This window comes from Streptomyces scopuliridis (assembly GCF_042790125.1).
Classification (GTDB): domain Bacteria; phylum Actinomycetota; class Actinomycetes; order Streptomycetales; family Streptomycetaceae; genus Streptomyces; species Streptomyces scopuliridis_A.
Genome location: NZ_JBHTZS010000027.1, coordinates 1 through 13,732 on the forward strand (window position 1 = coordinate 1; position 13,732 = coordinate 13,732).

A 13,732-nucleotide genomic window follows, 5' to 3' on the forward strand; every position below is an offset into this window, starting at 1 on the left:
GGCTACGAGGGTGCCGGCCTCGCCGACCTGGCCGAAGCCATGGGTATCTCCCGCAAGAGCATGTACGCGGCCTTCGGCAACAGGGAGCAGCTCTTCCGAAAGGCGTTGCAGCGCCACACGGAAGGGCCCGGCGCCTTTCTCGTCCAGGTGTTGCAGGCATCCACCGCCCGCGAGGTCGCCGCGGCTCCTCGCCGGCTCGGTTGCGAGCCCAGACCCGGACCGGATGCCCCACTGGGCGCCTGGGCGTGCAGGGCGCGCTGGCCGTCGGCGAGACCGGGCAGGTCGCGCGTGACACCCTGACCGAATGGCGTGCCCAGAGCCAGGTGTACCTGCGCGACCGGTTTGAGCGGGCCGTCGCGGAGGGCGACTGCCCGCCGACGCCGCCCCGGAACTGCTCGCCCGCTACGTCACGACGATCGAACGGCATGGCCGTGCAGGCGGCAGGTGGTGCGGCGGGCGAGGATCTCCAGCGAGTGGCCGACGCCGCTCTCCGGAACTGGCCGCCGTCCTGACAACTGCTGCGTTTGAAGCAGCCGACCAGTGAGGTTCGCGACCAGGATCCGTTTTCCTGGACCGGCCTGTCATCGGCGGATCCGCAAGGCCTGATGTGCTGTCCACAACACGCAGACGATCACGCGGTGCCCGAGCCTGTTCCAGCGGCCTCAACCGGCTGGATCACGAACTGCGCTGGAGTACTGACGACAGGCAGTACCCGACACGGATCGGTGCCGGGGTAGCGGTGGCGTCATGCCTCGTTTCCGGTGGGCGTGGCCAGGAGCTGCATCTCCCAGGCGAAGGCCACACCGCTGGCACCGCCGTGCTGCGACTGGACCTCGGCGGCGCCCGGCACGGTCTTCTCACGGGCCCAGTCGCGCTGCCACTCGCCCATCACGGCCATCCAGGTGATCGGCACCACGCCCGCCTGGACCATGCGCAGCACCGCCATGTCGTGGGCCTCCTTCGAGACACCGCCCGACGCGTCGGTGACGACGTAGACCTCGAAGCCCTCGCCCGCCGCCTGTATCGCCGGCATGGCCACACATATCTCCGTCCAGAGGCCGGCGATGATCAGCTTCTTGCGTCCTGTCGCCTTGACGGCGTTCACGACACGCTCGTCCTGCCAGGTGTTGATGAAGGTCCTGTTGATCGGCTTCTGCTCCGGGAACACATCCTGCAGACCCTGGAGAAGAAGGCCACCGCGCTCCTCCAGGACGGTGGTCAGAATGGTCGGAACGTCGTACACCTTGGCGGCCTTGGCGAGCCCGACGGCGTTGTTGATGACCATCGTCGGTTCGTGGCTGTGCAGGTTGGCGACCTGGAACGGCTGGTGGTCGATAAGGGCGAGCACGCTCTCCTCGGGCGTCAGCAGCGCGCCGAGTCCGGCCTTGTTCTCAGTACCCACGAGATTCCCCTTCTGAAACTTTGCGTCCGTAAGTCTCCGGCAGTGCACCGACCTCTCGATACCCCGCAGTGAGCCAGATACGAGTTGGCCGGGCTGGCGACCCCAAACCATTTTGTTGACGCGTCATCGACATTAGATGTTGATCGGTGATGCGTCAACTAGCAACCGTCTTGGGCGTTCAGGCGAACTGGTCAGGCATGGCCACCGGCGTCCAGCGCGAAGAAGCTTTCCATCGCGGCGTTGTCACCCGCCGCACCGACCCGGCCCATCGAGCCTTGCGGTCTCAGAAGAGACCGACTGTCGCTCATGCGCCTTCCGTTCACGTCAGTTGACGACTCCGTGCTCCCACGCCCATGCAGCGATCTCCACACGGTTGCGGGCCCGCAGTTTGTCCTGGATCCGGCTCAAGTGGCTTTTCACTGTGCTCAGCGAGAGGGTCAGCTCCTCCGCAATCTCCTTGTTCGTGCGCCCTCGCGCCACGAAGCGGACGATCTTGTGCTCCTGCGGGCTCAGTCGCTGTGTGGCGGCCGAGTTCTCGGTGTGCTGCGGTGGGCTCAGGTGCTCCAGAAGCCGCACCGTGACAGACGGGGAGATGAGAGCGTCCCCTCCGGCCGCGGCATGCACCGCCTCGATCAGCAGCCGAGAGCCGGAGTTCTTGACCACGAAGCCGCTCGCGCCGGCGCGCAGCGCGCTATATACGTACTCGTCGAGGTCGAAAGTGGTCACGATGACGATCTTTGTGTCGTCCGTCGCGTTCCCCGGCGTCCGCCGGAGCTGCCGGGTGGCCTCAAGCCCGTCCAACTTCGGCATCCGGATGTCCATGAGACACACGTCGGGGCGCAGCCGACGCACCGCCTCGACAGCCTCCACACCGTCGGACGCCTCACCGATCACGGATATCTCGTCCTGTGCCTCCAGGATGAGGCGGAAGCCTGTCCTCACCATCTCCTGGTCGTCAGCGATCACTACTGAGATGCTCACCGCGGTTTCCTGTCTGCCCAATTCAGGGGTATCGATGCGGATAGTTCCCAGCCGCCTTCCGGCATCGGTCCGCTGCTGAGTTCACCGTCGAGTTCGTGGACTCGCTCCCGCAGACCGATCATGCCGAACCCACTGGGCAGGAACCAGGACCGTCCGTGGTGCTGGCTGGTCGCGTTGTCCCGAACATGGATGACCAGCCGGCCTGCCGCGACCTCCATCCTTACTTGTACGGCGGACGCGGTGCGGGCGTGCTTGCGCACGTTGGTCAGACCTTCCTGAACCAAGCGCTTCGCGGTCTTGGCGAGCTGCGGTGGCCAGTCGTCGGCCTTCACCTCCTCGGCGATCTCCAGCGAAACACGCTGCCCTGCTGAGTCGGCACGCCTGACGAGTTCCTTGATGCTCGTCACCACGGGTGTCACCGCGGCCTGCGCCGTCGCGGTCTCAGAGGTGCGCAGGAGTCTGACCATGCGTTGCATCGCCACCAGACCGTCCTGGCCGGTCTGCTCGATGTTGCTGAACAGCCTCCGCGCCGTCGCGGGGTCCTTCTCCACGATGTGCTCGCCGGCCTGGGCCTGGACAACGATGGCGGTGACGTAATGAGCCACGTGATCGTGCAGATCCCGAGCCAGGTCCAGCCGCTCGGCCCGCCGGACGTCGTGTGCGGCCGCCCGGCGTCTGCCGTCCTCACTGCGCAGATAGCCGCCCAGCAGCACGAAGGCCATGGGGAGGAGGACGAACAAGCCGTCGATGTCCCTGAACACCGGCAGCTCCGATACCACCGGAGCACGCTCCTGCGTCCGCATCGCCGCGAGGAACAGCGGAACCGAGCACACCATGACCAGTGACGGCCGTGCATAGCGACAGGTCAGACACAGCAGGGCCAGAAGGCCGCACAGCTCGGCCCAGCCGGGGGTGCGCTGCAACACCGCACCTTGCACCAAAGACGTGGTGAGCAACGAACACGCCGCCACGCAAAGGCTGAGCCCGCACGCGACGACATGCCGGCCTGTGCCGTATATCCATGTCTGCGCCGCTGCGCCTCCCAGGGCAAGGGCTCCGCTCGCCAGGACCGCCAGTCCCACATGACTCCTGCTCACGACAGACGCGTCGAGCAGGAAAGACAGTAAGCACAGGCCCGTCATGACGCTGGGCCCGACAGCGGGACGGCGTGGGGGTACACGGAGCATGGACAGAACCTCAGGCAGCCCTTCAGCGACGAGGAGAGTTCGTACTTTCGGCCATCCCCAAGGGGGCGGATTCCGCCTTACGACCGAACCGACGCGGCAGCGCGTCACGAACAATAGGTCACACAAGACGAGCGAACCACCTACCCGCAGGAGTTGCCGTGACATCCGCCAAGACCCGCCCCCTCGGCAAGGTGCTGCTGGTAGTGGGAGCCCTCTCACTGACCGCAGTGATCGGCTGGAGCGTGTCCGGAGAGAGCTGGGACGTCAAGCTCGAAGTGGTCGGCGGTGGCAGCGGCAACGTCAGCTACGCCTTCTCCGGCGACAACGAGGGCAAGTCGGAGAACGGCCAGAAGCTGCCCTGGAGCAAGACCCAGAACGTCGGCTTCGGCTTCAACGACGTCACTGTCACCGACGCGGAACCGGGCGCCGCCTGCCGCATCTACGTCGATGGAAAGCTCAAGGACGAACAGCGGACGCCGAATGCCGAGGGCAAGATTTCCTGCTTCGTGAACCTCCAGGACTGAGCCGTCCGCGGCACACCGTCTGCCTGGCGGACACCCAGGAGCCGACAAGGCCACAGCAGGGTCTTCGCCGCGTTGACCAGGAGGCCCCGTGGGGACAGTGGGAGATGCGGCTGGTGGCTGCCTGTGGCGACACCAGCCGCATCGCTTGTCAGCACGCGATGTCAGGCACGGGCCGGCTGGGACTTCCCTGTCCGGTGGGGGCCGGCGCCCGCCCATGACGGCCGGCCCCTGACTGATCATTTTTGCCGGACAACCTTCACCGCCGGCCAGACCCGCCGCCTGGGACGGTCACGAAGGGCAAGGCCGAGTCGGAGCAGCGCCCGGCGGACGTCATCGGAAGCGCCGGGCACGGTGCCCACAAGGGCGTCCGCCCCAGGCGTGGGTGAGGCACCGATCCGCAGCGAGCCCGGGTGGCGGTGACCTCCTGCGCGTACGGCCGGGACGGCTCCTGGGCGAAGTAGGGGGCGCCCGGTCCCGGCCGCGCATCCGGTCGTGCAGCGCCGCACGGTCACGTACCGCGCGGCTGACGCCGATGTACGGCCAGGCCGTTGGTGGCGTCTGCGATCGGGATCACTCCGGCTACGACGGCAGCGCCCGCTCCTCCGCTGGACTCACGCGCTCTGCGCTGCGGGTACCACGGGTTGCGGGTCGCGCGGTGCGGTACAGCACTGCGTAGTGCTGCTGCAGGCCATCTCCGGTGTCGCGGTACGCCCGAACGTCGTGAGGCCGACGCGTCGGTAGCGGCATGGAAGCGGGGACGCTTCAGATGCCACCCACCGTGTGGTGCCTCAGGTCTGGTTCTCGCCACCGTCGACGTAGACGTTCGCGCCGACGACGTAGCTGCTCTGTTCCGAGGCCAGGAAGGCCACGACCGCGGCGGCCTCCTCGGGCCGGCCCATGCGGCCCTTGGGCACGGTCGCGGCGACCTGCTCCTTGATGGCCCGGGCGGTCTCCTCGTCGCCGAAGGCGGCGGTGCCCCCGGGAGTCTCGATCCATGCCGGCGAGACCACGTTGACCCGGATGCCACGGCCCTTGAGCTCGGCGGACCACGTCCGCGCGAAGGACCGGACGGCCGCCTTCGACGCCGCGTACGCGCCGAACGCCTCCATTCCGCGGTCAGCGGCCGTCGAACCGACCAGGACGATCGAGGCTCCGTCGTTGAGCACCGGCAACGCCTTCTGCACGGTGAACAGCGTGCCTCGGGTGTTGACCGCGAAGGTCTGGTCGAAGTGCTCCTCGGTGGTCTGCTCCAGCGTCATGAACGAACCGATCGCCGCGTTCGCCACGAGCACGTCCAAGCCCTGGCCTCGTGCCCGGACCGCCTCGTAGAGCCGCTCCAGGTCCTCCGGGTTCGCGATGTCGCCGACGACCGCGGTGGCTCGGTCCGTTCCGATGGTCTTGACGGCGGCCTCCAGTTCGGCCTCGCGTCGCCCGGTGACGAACACGTACGCGCCCTCGCCCGCCAGCCGTACGGCGGTGGCCAGACCGATACCGGTGCTGCCCCCAGTGACCACCGCTGTCTTGCCTTCCAGCTGTCCCATGTGGGTGTCTCCATCACTTTCTCGATGCCGATCCATCCAACATCGATACTGCGGGAGATCGCGAATACTATCTATGATGCACAGTCCACAGTTCTTTACGTATCGTCCAGGAGGTGTCGTCGGTGCTCGGATTTCGGGATCCAGTGGCTGACGCGATCAGCCTGCTCCGGCCCCGCACGGTGATCGGGCCCAGCCTCCGGGCCGCGGGAGAGTGGGCGCTGCGCTTCGACACGTTCTTGCACGTGCGGATCGGGGGCCTCGTGCGCGGCACGTGCTGGTTGATCCTCGAAGGGCACGAGCCGGTGCTCCTGCAGGAGGGTGACACCTTCATGCTGGGCAACCCGCCGCCCTACGTGCTGGCCGGCACGCTCGACGCGAGCCCGCGCCCTGCGGAGCAGGTGTGGGCGGGTGCCGAAGACGGGTTTGTGCGGATCGGCCCGGAGTCCGAGGAGGACCTCTACCTCTGCGTCGGGCACATCGCGTTCGACGACAGGAACGCGGCCCTCCTGACCGATCTTCTGCCGCCGCTCGTGATCGTCCGCGTGGGCGATCCTCATGGCGGGCGGCTCGCGCAGCTGATCGATCTCCTGGCCACCGAGGTCGGGGTCGCCGCCGCCGGCGGCCCGCTGGTGCAGAACCACCTCGCACAGATCCTGCTCGTGCACATGCTGCGTGCTCACGCCGGTCAGACGGACCGGCCCACCGGCTGGCTGAGCGCCCTGAACAAGGACGGCATCGGGGCCGCCCTGCGCGCCGTGCACGCGGACGTGGCCCACTCCTGGAGCCTCAAGGAGCTCGCCGAGATCAGCCACATGTCGCGTTCCGCGTTCGCCCAGGCATTCAAGAGCCACGTCGGGGTCCCGCCGTTGGAGTACCTGATCCAATGGCGCATGAGCCTCGCGCGCGACGCCCTCGCCCGCGACTCTCTGTCGATCTCCGAGCTCGCACGGGCCACGGGTTACCTGTCCGAGAGCGCGTTCAGTACCGCGTTCCGCCGCGTGGTCGGCTCATCGCCCGCACAGTTCCGGAGCCAGGCACGGCAGCCAGCGCACTCGGCCGCGAACGGAAGCTGAAGGAGGCGTCCTGTGCTCAGCAGCGAGCTCGGTCGGCGTGGCCGTCCGGGGGATTCGGCCGTGGATCGTGGACGACGAGTTGTGGGCGCTGATCGAGCCGCTGCTGCCGCCTTGGCCGGCCCGTCGCAGGCCCGATGCCCCGCTCGGCGACAAGCGTTACGACTCCAACGCCCACCGCGACGAGCTGCGACAACAACGAATCCTGCCCGTCATCTCCCGCAAGGGATCACCGAACATCAAGGGGATGGGGAAAGCTCCGCCACGTCGTGGAGCAGGCCTTCGCCCCGCTCCACCACTTCAAACGCCTCAGCGTCCGCTGGCAACGCCGCACCGAGCTCCACGACGTCCTTGTCTCCCTCGCCTGCAGCCTCATCGGCTGGAGAGTCGCTACAAGAAGACCCGCTCATGCTCGTGTTACGAGCTCCAAGCTCGTCCTTTTCGGCGGTCGTGAGCCGGTCATCGTCTTCGCTGCGGTCGGCCTCGGCCTGGCGGACAGATCAGTGCAGGGCCTCCTTGCGGATGCCCCGGTCGCGGACCGGCAACGCAGTGCCGATGCCGCGAATACCAAGGGCCGGTCAGCGGGCAGGGGATGCATTCCCCCGGGAGCTCCAGGTTCCGCTCGGCGTCCGCTGTCTGCCGGTCGGGCCAGGCTGGCGGCAAGTGGTGGGAGGAAAAGGCGGGCGGTACGTGGTCGAGTCCGCGGCCGGGCCGGCGTGCGAGGCCGAGCCGACGGCGGCTGTCCGTTCAATCCCGTGGCGGTAGTTGCGGCAGGTCGGCCACGATCAGGGTCTGCAGGCCCGTCATGTCGGGGGACCCCTCGTGGCCAGGCGGCGGGCCTGGCGGGTGGCCATGCGTTCCACGGTCTGCCGGGCGTTGCCGAAGGAGCGGTCTCTCGGCTGGGCCTCGAAGAACTCCAGCAGCGCCTGCCGTACGTCGGGGGCGCACTCGAACCCGGACAGGGCGGCCTGTCGGCGGACGATCGTGACGAGCTGCTCCGAGGTGTGGAGTCCGGGAACTCGATGTGCCGTGAGAAGCGGGTGGACAGACCAGGGTTGGAGGCCGGGAAGCGGTTCATCTCGCTTGTGTATCGCGCGACGATGACCACGACGTCGTCGCGGTGGTCCTCCATCAGTTTCAGCAGGGTGTCGACGGCCTCGCGACCGAAATCGGCGCCTGAGTTCTGCTGTCGGAGGCGAGCGTGTACGCCTCGTCGACGAACAGCACGCCGTCGAGCGCCCGGTTGAACGTTTCGGTGGTCTTGATCGCCGTGCCGCCGACCACCTGCGTGACCAGGTCGGCTCGTGAGACCTCGACGAGGTGTCCGGAGCGCAGACTGCCCAGCTCGGCCAGGACGGAGCCGTAGAGACGGGCGACGGTGGTCTTCCCGGTGCCGGGGGCGCCCGCGAAGATCAGGTGCCTGCTCATCGGCGGGGCCGGAAGGCCGAGGCTGGCCCGGCACTGGGCCAGCCTCGTCAGGGACGGCGAGAGCCTGTTCACCAACCAAGCCGAAGCCGACGAGGAGAAGCAGGACACTAGCCCTGGACGGGTGTGATCACAGACGCCCTCGACCGCCTGCAGGCTCTCCCGAACCCGGCTGACCGGCACCTTCCCGCCCCGGCATGACGGCAGGCACCGGAGAAGGCCCGGCTGTTCCGCAGGGTTCCGTGGTCGAGCTCGACCGTCACGGATGCACCGGTGTTGTCAGTCAATCCCTGAGTCATCTGACTGTCTTTCTTCAGAGAGCGTCACGGAGTGGCCACACTGCTCCGGTCCGGCCGAGTGCGTCTGTTTTCTGTGACGAGGGCTCAAAAAGTTTTGTCGGAGCAGGGGTGGCGGTAAGCACGCGAAGCCGGTCGGCGTCGACATTGGCTCCGAAGGCGGGGGTTCCGGGCTCGAGTCGGACGCCCGCTGCGAGGTCGCCGATGGTGACTGGGTCGAATCCGAGAGTGTCAATCAGCGCAGACACCACAGCGAGATCCTCGGGCGAGTCACCGGCGAGCGCGATGGCCTTGCGTCCGAGGCCGCCGGCTGGACGAGCCTCGTCTTCGAGGTCGTGGTAGCCCATGTGGTTGAGGGCTTTCACGACACGTGCGCCCGCCAGGAACCGCTGAACCACTTCGCTCGAAGAGGCATCGAGCGGGAGGATCGCGTCGCGGGGACCATCGACCTCCCACCAGTGGTTCATCGCGTCGATGACCAGCTTTCCTTCCAACTCCGGAACTGGGAGGTCGCGGTGTTTGCCGAGCGGGAGAGCCAGGACCACCACGTCGGCGGCATCCGCGGCCTGGGCCGGCCACACGGCGGTCGCTCCGGGGGTGAGGATTTTGACGGTAAGCGCGATCTTGGAGGGGTCACCGGACCCTGAAATCAGGGCTCGATAGCCGGCGGCGACCGCCAGGCGCGCCAGGACGGTGCCGACTTTCCCGGCTCCCAGGATCCCGATAGTGGTGACAGGGTTGGTCATCGCGCCGCTCCCGCCGTGGTCGCGGGCTGCTCGGCCAGAAGCTCGCGGACCCGGGGGATGACTTGGGTGCCGTACAGCTCGACCGAACGTAGACGTGCGGAGGCTGAAACTGTGCCGGCAGCGGAGTAGATCATGTCGAACCGGCCCGCGTTCAGTACCCGGATAGCATGAGCGATCTTGGTCGCGACCGTCTCAACCGAGCCGACATACAGAGACCCGCGGTCCACTTCGGCGTTGAATTCTTCCCGGCGGAGCGGCGGCCAGCCCCGCTCCCCTCCGATCCGGTCGCGGATCTCCTTGTACCCAGGGTAGAAGAGCTCCTTGGCCTCTTCGTCAGTGGAGGCGACCAAGCCGGGCGAATGCGTCCCGATCGGATGTGCGGTCGTGCCGAACTCCTTGCTGGCACGCTGGTACAGATCCACGTAGGGAGCGAACCGGTCAGGGGCGCCGCCGATGATTGCCAGCATGAGCCGGAAGCCGTACTGAGCGGTGCGGAGCACGGACTGCGGTGTCCCGCCAACCCCTACCCAGGTGTTGAGACGTCCCGAGTCCGTCTTCGGGTACACGTCCGCATTGTGCAGGGCGGCGCGTGTGGTGCCTTCCCAGGTGACCGGCCTCTCGTCCAGGAGCCGATGGAAAAGGTCGATCTTCTCCTCGAAGAGCACCTCGTAGTCCTTGAGGTCGTATCCGAACAGGGGGAACGACTCGGTGAAGGAACCGCGTCCGAGGATCACCTCGGCGCGACCGTTGGAGAGCGCATCGACCGTGGCGAACCGCTGGAAAACTCGCACCGGGTCGTCCGAGGACAGCACTGTCACGCCCGAGGCGAGCCGGATACGCTTCGTGGTTGTCGCGATGCCGGCCAGTACTGTCTCAGGGCTGGAGATCGCGTACTCAGGCCGGTGGTGCTCGCCCAACGCAACAACGTCGATACCCACCTGGTCGGCAAGGACCGCTTCGGCCACCGCGGCGCGGATCGCCTGCGCGTGCGAGATGATCACGCCCTGGTCGTTTCGGGGCCGGTCTCCGAAGCTGTCGATACCGAACTCGATTTGCGAAACATCCATCGTGTTCACTTTGTTCAATGCTTTCGTCGTATCGGGGTGTGGTGGCGCGTGGTTCGTGACGACCGGGCGGGACGCCTGTCCCGGGCAACCTGCGCGAGTTCTCTGCCGGTCGGGCCCCGCGTGTCGTCATCGCCGGCAGCAGTTCGCGCGCAGACGGGGGAGGGGATCCTGTTCGCGAACGTCGGATGCTCTGCTCCGCAGTCCGCTTGGTCACCCACACCACCTCCGCCGATCTAGTTGACACGTAAACCATGGCACTTTTATGGTTTACGTGTCAACTAGATCGTGGCGCGGTGGGTGCAACTGCACGTCGCCGGTCGGGGCAGCCCCTCTTGGCAGGCCCCGGCGGTGCGAGCAATCCCAACGTCACGAGATCCGCGCCCCACTGTTCAACGGCCTCGGCGGGCTTGGCGTTTTCGCGCTCGGCGACATCGGAGCGCATTATCGAGCTTCTCGACGACATTCAAGCCGATTCATCGGCAGCTGCTCTCGATGACGGGTTTCACGGCCGCTTTCCCGCGGCCTCTACGTCGGAGCCGGGAGGATCCTTCGATGGCGGCTTCAGTCGTATAAGGGATCGATCGCTCGTCGGGTCGACCAGCTTTCGGGAATCTGCATCCTCGTGCTTGCGGGTGCGTTGGCTGTGAGCAGTGTTTGACGGCGGTCAGCCTGATCAGGTGTTCTGCCGGGCGTACTCGGTGGGTGTGAGTCCATAGCGCAGCTTGAAAGCGTGGCTGAAGTGGCTGCTGTCGGCGAACTGCCAATGTGCGGCGATTTCCGAGACGGCCGGCCGAGACGCCGACGGCGCCAGCCTGGCCAACTCCAAGCGCCGTTCCCGGATGTAGGCGGTCAGCGATTCCCCGCCCGCCGCGAACGCGCGCTGCAGAGTACGCACGGAGACGTTCAGCTCCCGGGCCAGCGTCGCCGGCGAGAGATCAGCGTCTGCGAGCCGCCGCTCTGCGAGCTTCTTCGCCGCCTGGGCGAGGGCCGGGGCAAGGCGGGTATTGACATCGTCGAAGCCGTAGTGCGTCACCGTGGTGGCCAACTCGACCAGCGTGTCTCGCGCGGCCTGGACACCGGCCGGGCTCAGATCGGGCAGCGTCTGCTCAACCATGTCGGCGTGCGCCACCAGGAGGCGTAACTCGGCGGCGTCGGCGGGACCGGCGACTTCCCGGCCGCCGAGCAAAAGGGAGAAGGGGGCAGCAGGCAACACGATGCACTTCGCTCTCGTGTGGGGCGGGAGAGCGAAGTGACGCATCCGCGCGGCATGTCGGAGCAGGAAACGTCCCGGCATCACGGTGTGTTCCACCGTGTTTCGCTTGCCGCCCAGCGCCCAGGCTCCGCTGTGCACCAGCCATAGGCGTACCTGATCGGCGTCATGACTCGGCCCGTCCGCCGTCTGCGCTGCCGACGCCCCGTCCACGCTGGTGATCGCCACGTCGCGCACCCTGGCGGCACGGAAGCGTAGTCGGAAGTCGGTCGCTGTCGCCTCGCTGAACCGGGGGAGGGGGAACTCATCTCCGACGTGGGTACGCGAACTCCGCTCGAAGTCGTCCCGACCGGTCGTGGCGGCATGGCGTGAGTCGAGCGAAAAGGATGCCGTCTTGTTGTCTCCATCGTCCTACGAGTCTGCTCTCAGGATGTGCTTGTCGCCGATGTTCCGGTCGGTTGTCGCCCTGATACATGCCGGGACTTCCGTGATCTTCCTAGTCTTCGAAGCACCCGCACATCAGGAGGACTTGGTGAACGACCAGAACAGCCGCGTGGCCGTGATCACTGGTGCCAGGGGCGGCCTGGGCGTCCATATCGCACACCGCTTCGTCGCCGACGGATCCACCACAGTACTGGTGGGGCGTACCGAATCGCCCTTGCGCCAGGCTGCCGAGAGCGGACCGGACGGGGGCGACATGCACCCGTGGGTCGGCGACGTCTCCGACCTGGCCGCCGTCACCACACTCATGGACGGGGTGGCCGAGCGGTTCGGGCGTCTGGACGTCCTCGTCAACAACGCGGGGCTGGCGCAGCCGGGCACCGTAACGGCCAAATCGATCTCTTCCGCTGACGCGGCGCGACCACGGTTCAACCTTGTAAGGGGGCGGCGTCGCCGCGGCCGAATCGGCGACCCGCGCCGTCGGCGTGCAGTTGCGACGCCTCGAATCCATACCAGCAGGTCACCCCCCCCCGAGCCGGGGTGGGAGCCGCGAAAGGAAAGGGAAGTAGTGGTTTTCAAGGTCGATGTGCCGGGCCGCATGGTTCACGGTGACGTGGATGAAGGCTACGGCGTAGTGGCCGACGCCTGTCGCGAGAACTTCGCCGTACGCAACGAGATCGGCGCTGCCTGCGTCGTCTACCACGGCGGGCGGAAGGTCGTGGACCTCTGGGGCGGCTACCTTGACGGCCGCAACGTCTCCCCTGGGAGGCGGAGACGATGGTGCCGGTCTTCTCGATATCCAAGGGTGTGGCAGCAGTGACGCTCGCGGTGTTGCACGCACGTGGTCTGCTCGACCACGATGAGCGTGCGGCGGCCTATTGGCCCGAATTCGCTGCCGCCGGCAAGGGCGATGTCACCGTCCGCCGTTGCTTGCCCATCAGGCGGGACTGCCGGTGATCGACCGGCCACTTGGGCTCGGCGACCTGAACGGCTCCCGCACCCTTTCCAGGGCTCTTGCCGAGCAGCGTCCGGCGTGGGAGCCGGGCACCCGGCACGGCTACCACGGCCAGTCGTTGGGCTGGTACGAGAGTGAGCTCGTAAGTCGGATCGACCCTGGGAAACGTCGTATCGGCCGGTTCTTCGCCGACGAGGTCGCTGCGCCGCTCGGCCTCGGCTTCCACTTCGGTCTGCCGCAGGACACTGATCTCGATCGGGTCGCCCGTATCCAAGGATTTCGTCCCTGGGAGGTGATGCTGCACCTGAGAGCGATGCCGGTGTCATTCGTCCGGGCATACGCGAATCCACGCAGCCTGTCCGCCAGGGCGTTCGGCAATCCGCGGGTGCTGGGCACCGTGGAGAACTTCAACCGGCCGGACGTGCAGGCCGCGGAGATTCCGGCGGCCAACGGCGTCGGCCAGGTGTGGTCGATCGCGAAGCTCTACGGGGAGGTGGCAACCGGCGGTGCCGCCCTGGGGCTCACCGATGCCACGATGGACGCGTTGCGCGTCGCTGCCCCACCTCCGACGAACGGACTGTTCGACGGGTGCTGCGCGTCGATACGAGGTTCTCCCTGGGGTACGTCAAGCCGTTCCCGGCGTTCAGGTTCGGCTCCGCGTCGGTCCGGGCCTTCGGCACGATGGGCCTGGGCGGGTCGCCTTCGCAGACCCGGATACCGGTACGGGCTTCGCGTACGCGATGAACCGCACTGGATTTCGGCTTTGGGACGATCCTCGTGAAGTTGCGCTGCGAGAGGCGCTCTTCGTGCGGATCCTCGGCGAGCGGCCTCAGCGGCCCGACCCGACCTCCGAGCGTTCTGGCCTCTGATGCGCGAGGTGTGCGCCC

Annotated in this window: 13 protein-coding genes and 2 pseudogenes; 7 read left to right on the plus strand and 8 right to left on the minus strand. The window is 67.2% G+C overall.

Features of this window, described 5'->3' with window-relative positions; translation table 11 throughout:
- The coding region (locus tag ACFRKB_RS30240; protein WP_383109784.1) for a TetR/AcrR family transcriptional regulator at positions 1 to 300 on the plus strand (300 nt) is incomplete at its 5' end.
- Between the two features lie 445 nt (positions 301 to 745).
- On the opposite strand, the gene ACFRKB_RS30245 is transcribed toward ACFRKB_RS30240, so the two are convergent.
- From ACFRKB_RS30245 to ACFRKB_RS30255, 3 genes are all read right to left on the minus strand, one after another.
- A complete protein-coding gene (locus ACFRKB_RS30245) occupies positions 746 to 1,402 on the minus strand; it encodes a hydrolase (protein WP_383109786.1) in 657 nt (218 codons plus the stop codon).
- A 324-nt stretch (positions 1,403 to 1,726) separates the two neighbouring features.
- Complete coding sequence (locus ACFRKB_RS30250; protein ID WP_383109884.1) at positions 1,727 to 2,347, minus strand: response regulator; 621 nt, start codon at positions 2,345 to 2,347, stop codon at positions 1,727 to 1,729.
- A 32-nt stretch (positions 2,348 to 2,379) separates the two neighbouring features.
- A complete protein-coding gene (locus ACFRKB_RS30255) occupies positions 2,380 to 3,465 on the minus strand; it encodes a sensor histidine kinase (RefSeq protein WP_383109788.1) in 1,086 nt (361 codons plus the stop codon).
- 263 nt (positions 3,466 to 3,728) lie between these two features.
- Between ACFRKB_RS30255 and ACFRKB_RS30260 the strand changes: the two genes are divergently transcribed.
- Positions 3,729 to 4,094 carry an MmpS family transport accessory protein gene (locus tag ACFRKB_RS30260; RefSeq protein ID WP_383109790.1) on the plus strand — a complete coding sequence of 122 codons (366 nt, stop codon included), beginning with the start codon at positions 3,729 to 3,731 and terminating at the stop codon, positions 4,092 to 4,094.
- A 788-nt stretch (positions 4,095 to 4,882) separates the two neighbouring features.
- Here the strand turns inward: ACFRKB_RS30260 and ACFRKB_RS30265 are convergent.
- Positions 4,883 to 5,635 (minus strand): SDR family NAD(P)-dependent oxidoreductase, encoded by a 753-nt coding sequence (locus tag ACFRKB_RS30265; RefSeq protein WP_383109792.1) that lies wholly within the window; start codon positions 5,633 to 5,635, stop codon positions 4,883 to 4,885.
- A 113-nt stretch (positions 5,636 to 5,748) separates the two neighbouring features.
- On the opposite strand from ACFRKB_RS30265, the gene ACFRKB_RS30270 reads away from it, so the two are divergent.
- Together ACFRKB_RS30270 and ACFRKB_RS30275 are read left to right on the plus strand one after the other, a co-directional pair.
- Positions 5,749 to 6,708, plus strand: a complete 960-nt coding sequence (locus ACFRKB_RS30270; protein ID WP_383109793.1) for an AraC family transcriptional regulator — start codon at positions 5,749 to 5,751, stop codon at positions 6,706 to 6,708.
- A 52-nt stretch (positions 6,709 to 6,760) separates the two neighbouring features.
- Positions 6,761 to 7,103 (plus strand): annotated as a pseudogene (locus ACFRKB_RS30275) (transposase family protein); the annotation flags it as partial.
- 420 nt (positions 7,104 to 7,523) lie between these two features.
- Here ACFRKB_RS30275 and ACFRKB_RS30280 read toward each other — a convergent pair.
- The 4 genes and pseudogenes from ACFRKB_RS30280 to ACFRKB_RS30295 all read right to left on the minus strand — a co-directional run.
- Positions 7,524 to 8,187, minus strand: a pseudogene (locus ACFRKB_RS30280) (AAA family ATPase); the annotation flags it as partial.
- Positions 8,188 to 8,443: 256 nt separating this feature from the next.
- On the minus strand, positions 8,444 to 9,172 hold the full coding sequence (locus ACFRKB_RS30285; RefSeq protein ID WP_383109795.1) for an NADPH-dependent F420 reductase: 729 nt from the start codon (positions 9,170 to 9,172) through the stop codon (positions 8,444 to 8,446).
- A complete protein-coding gene (locus tag ACFRKB_RS30290) occupies positions 9,169 to 10,239 on the minus strand; it encodes an LLM class flavin-dependent oxidoreductase (protein ID WP_383109885.1) in 1,071 nt (356 codons plus the stop codon). Before ACFRKB_RS30290 ends, ACFRKB_RS30285 begins: the two co-directional genes overlap by 4 nt.
- 673 nt (positions 10,240 to 10,912) lie before the next feature.
- A complete protein-coding gene (locus ACFRKB_RS30295; protein ID WP_383109796.1) occupies positions 10,913 to 11,677 on the minus strand; it encodes a helix-turn-helix domain-containing protein in 765 nt (254 codons plus the stop codon).
- A 304-nt stretch (positions 11,678 to 11,981) separates the two neighbouring features.
- On the opposite strand from ACFRKB_RS30295, the gene ACFRKB_RS30300 reads away from it, so the two are divergent.
- Genes ACFRKB_RS30300 through ACFRKB_RS30310 form a run of 3 tightly spaced genes read left to right on the plus strand, consistent with a single transcriptional unit; the run spans position 11,982 to position 13,626 of the window.
- Positions 11,982 to 12,710, plus strand: coding sequence for an SDR family NAD(P)-dependent oxidoreductase (locus ACFRKB_RS30300; protein WP_383109798.1), 729 nt, complete (start codon positions 11,982 to 11,984; stop codon positions 12,708 to 12,710).
- Positions 12,668 to 12,847 (plus strand): serine hydrolase domain-containing protein, encoded by a 180-nt coding sequence (locus ACFRKB_RS30305; RefSeq protein WP_383109800.1) that lies wholly within the window; start codon positions 12,668 to 12,670, stop codon positions 12,845 to 12,847. The genes ACFRKB_RS30300 and ACFRKB_RS30305 overlap by 43 nt, the downstream gene beginning before the upstream one ends.
- Positions 12,817 to 13,626 carry a serine hydrolase domain-containing protein gene (locus tag ACFRKB_RS30310; protein WP_383109802.1) on the plus strand — a complete coding sequence of 270 codons (810 nt, stop codon included), beginning with the start codon at positions 12,817 to 12,819 and terminating at the stop codon, positions 13,624 to 13,626. The genes ACFRKB_RS30305 and ACFRKB_RS30310 overlap by 31 nt, the downstream gene beginning before the upstream one ends.
- Positions 13,627 to 13,732 lie beyond the last annotated feature (106 nt).

What these genes read in the sequence shown, in the direction of transcription:
- ACFRKB_RS30250 (WP_383109884.1), bottom strand. Translation starts at nt 2,347, where the DNA reads ATGGTGAGGACAGGCTTCCGCCTCATCCTGGAGGCACAGGACGAGATA.
- ACFRKB_RS30265 (WP_383109792.1), bottom strand. Translation starts at nt 5,635, where the DNA reads ATGGGACAGCTGGAAGGCAAGACAGCGGTGGTCACTGGGGGCAGCACC.
- ACFRKB_RS30285 (WP_383109795.1), bottom strand. Translation starts at nt 9,172, where the DNA reads ATGACCAACCCTGTCACCACTATCGGGATCCTGGGAGCCGGGAAAGTC.
- ACFRKB_RS30290 (WP_383109885.1), bottom strand. Translation starts at nt 10,239, where the DNA reads ATGGATGTTTCGCAAATCGAGTTCGGTATCGACAGCTTCGGAGACCGG.
- ACFRKB_RS30305 (WP_383109800.1), top strand. Translation starts at nt 12,668, where the DNA reads ATGGTGCCGGTCTTCTCGATATCCAAGGGTGTGGCAGCAGTGACGCTC.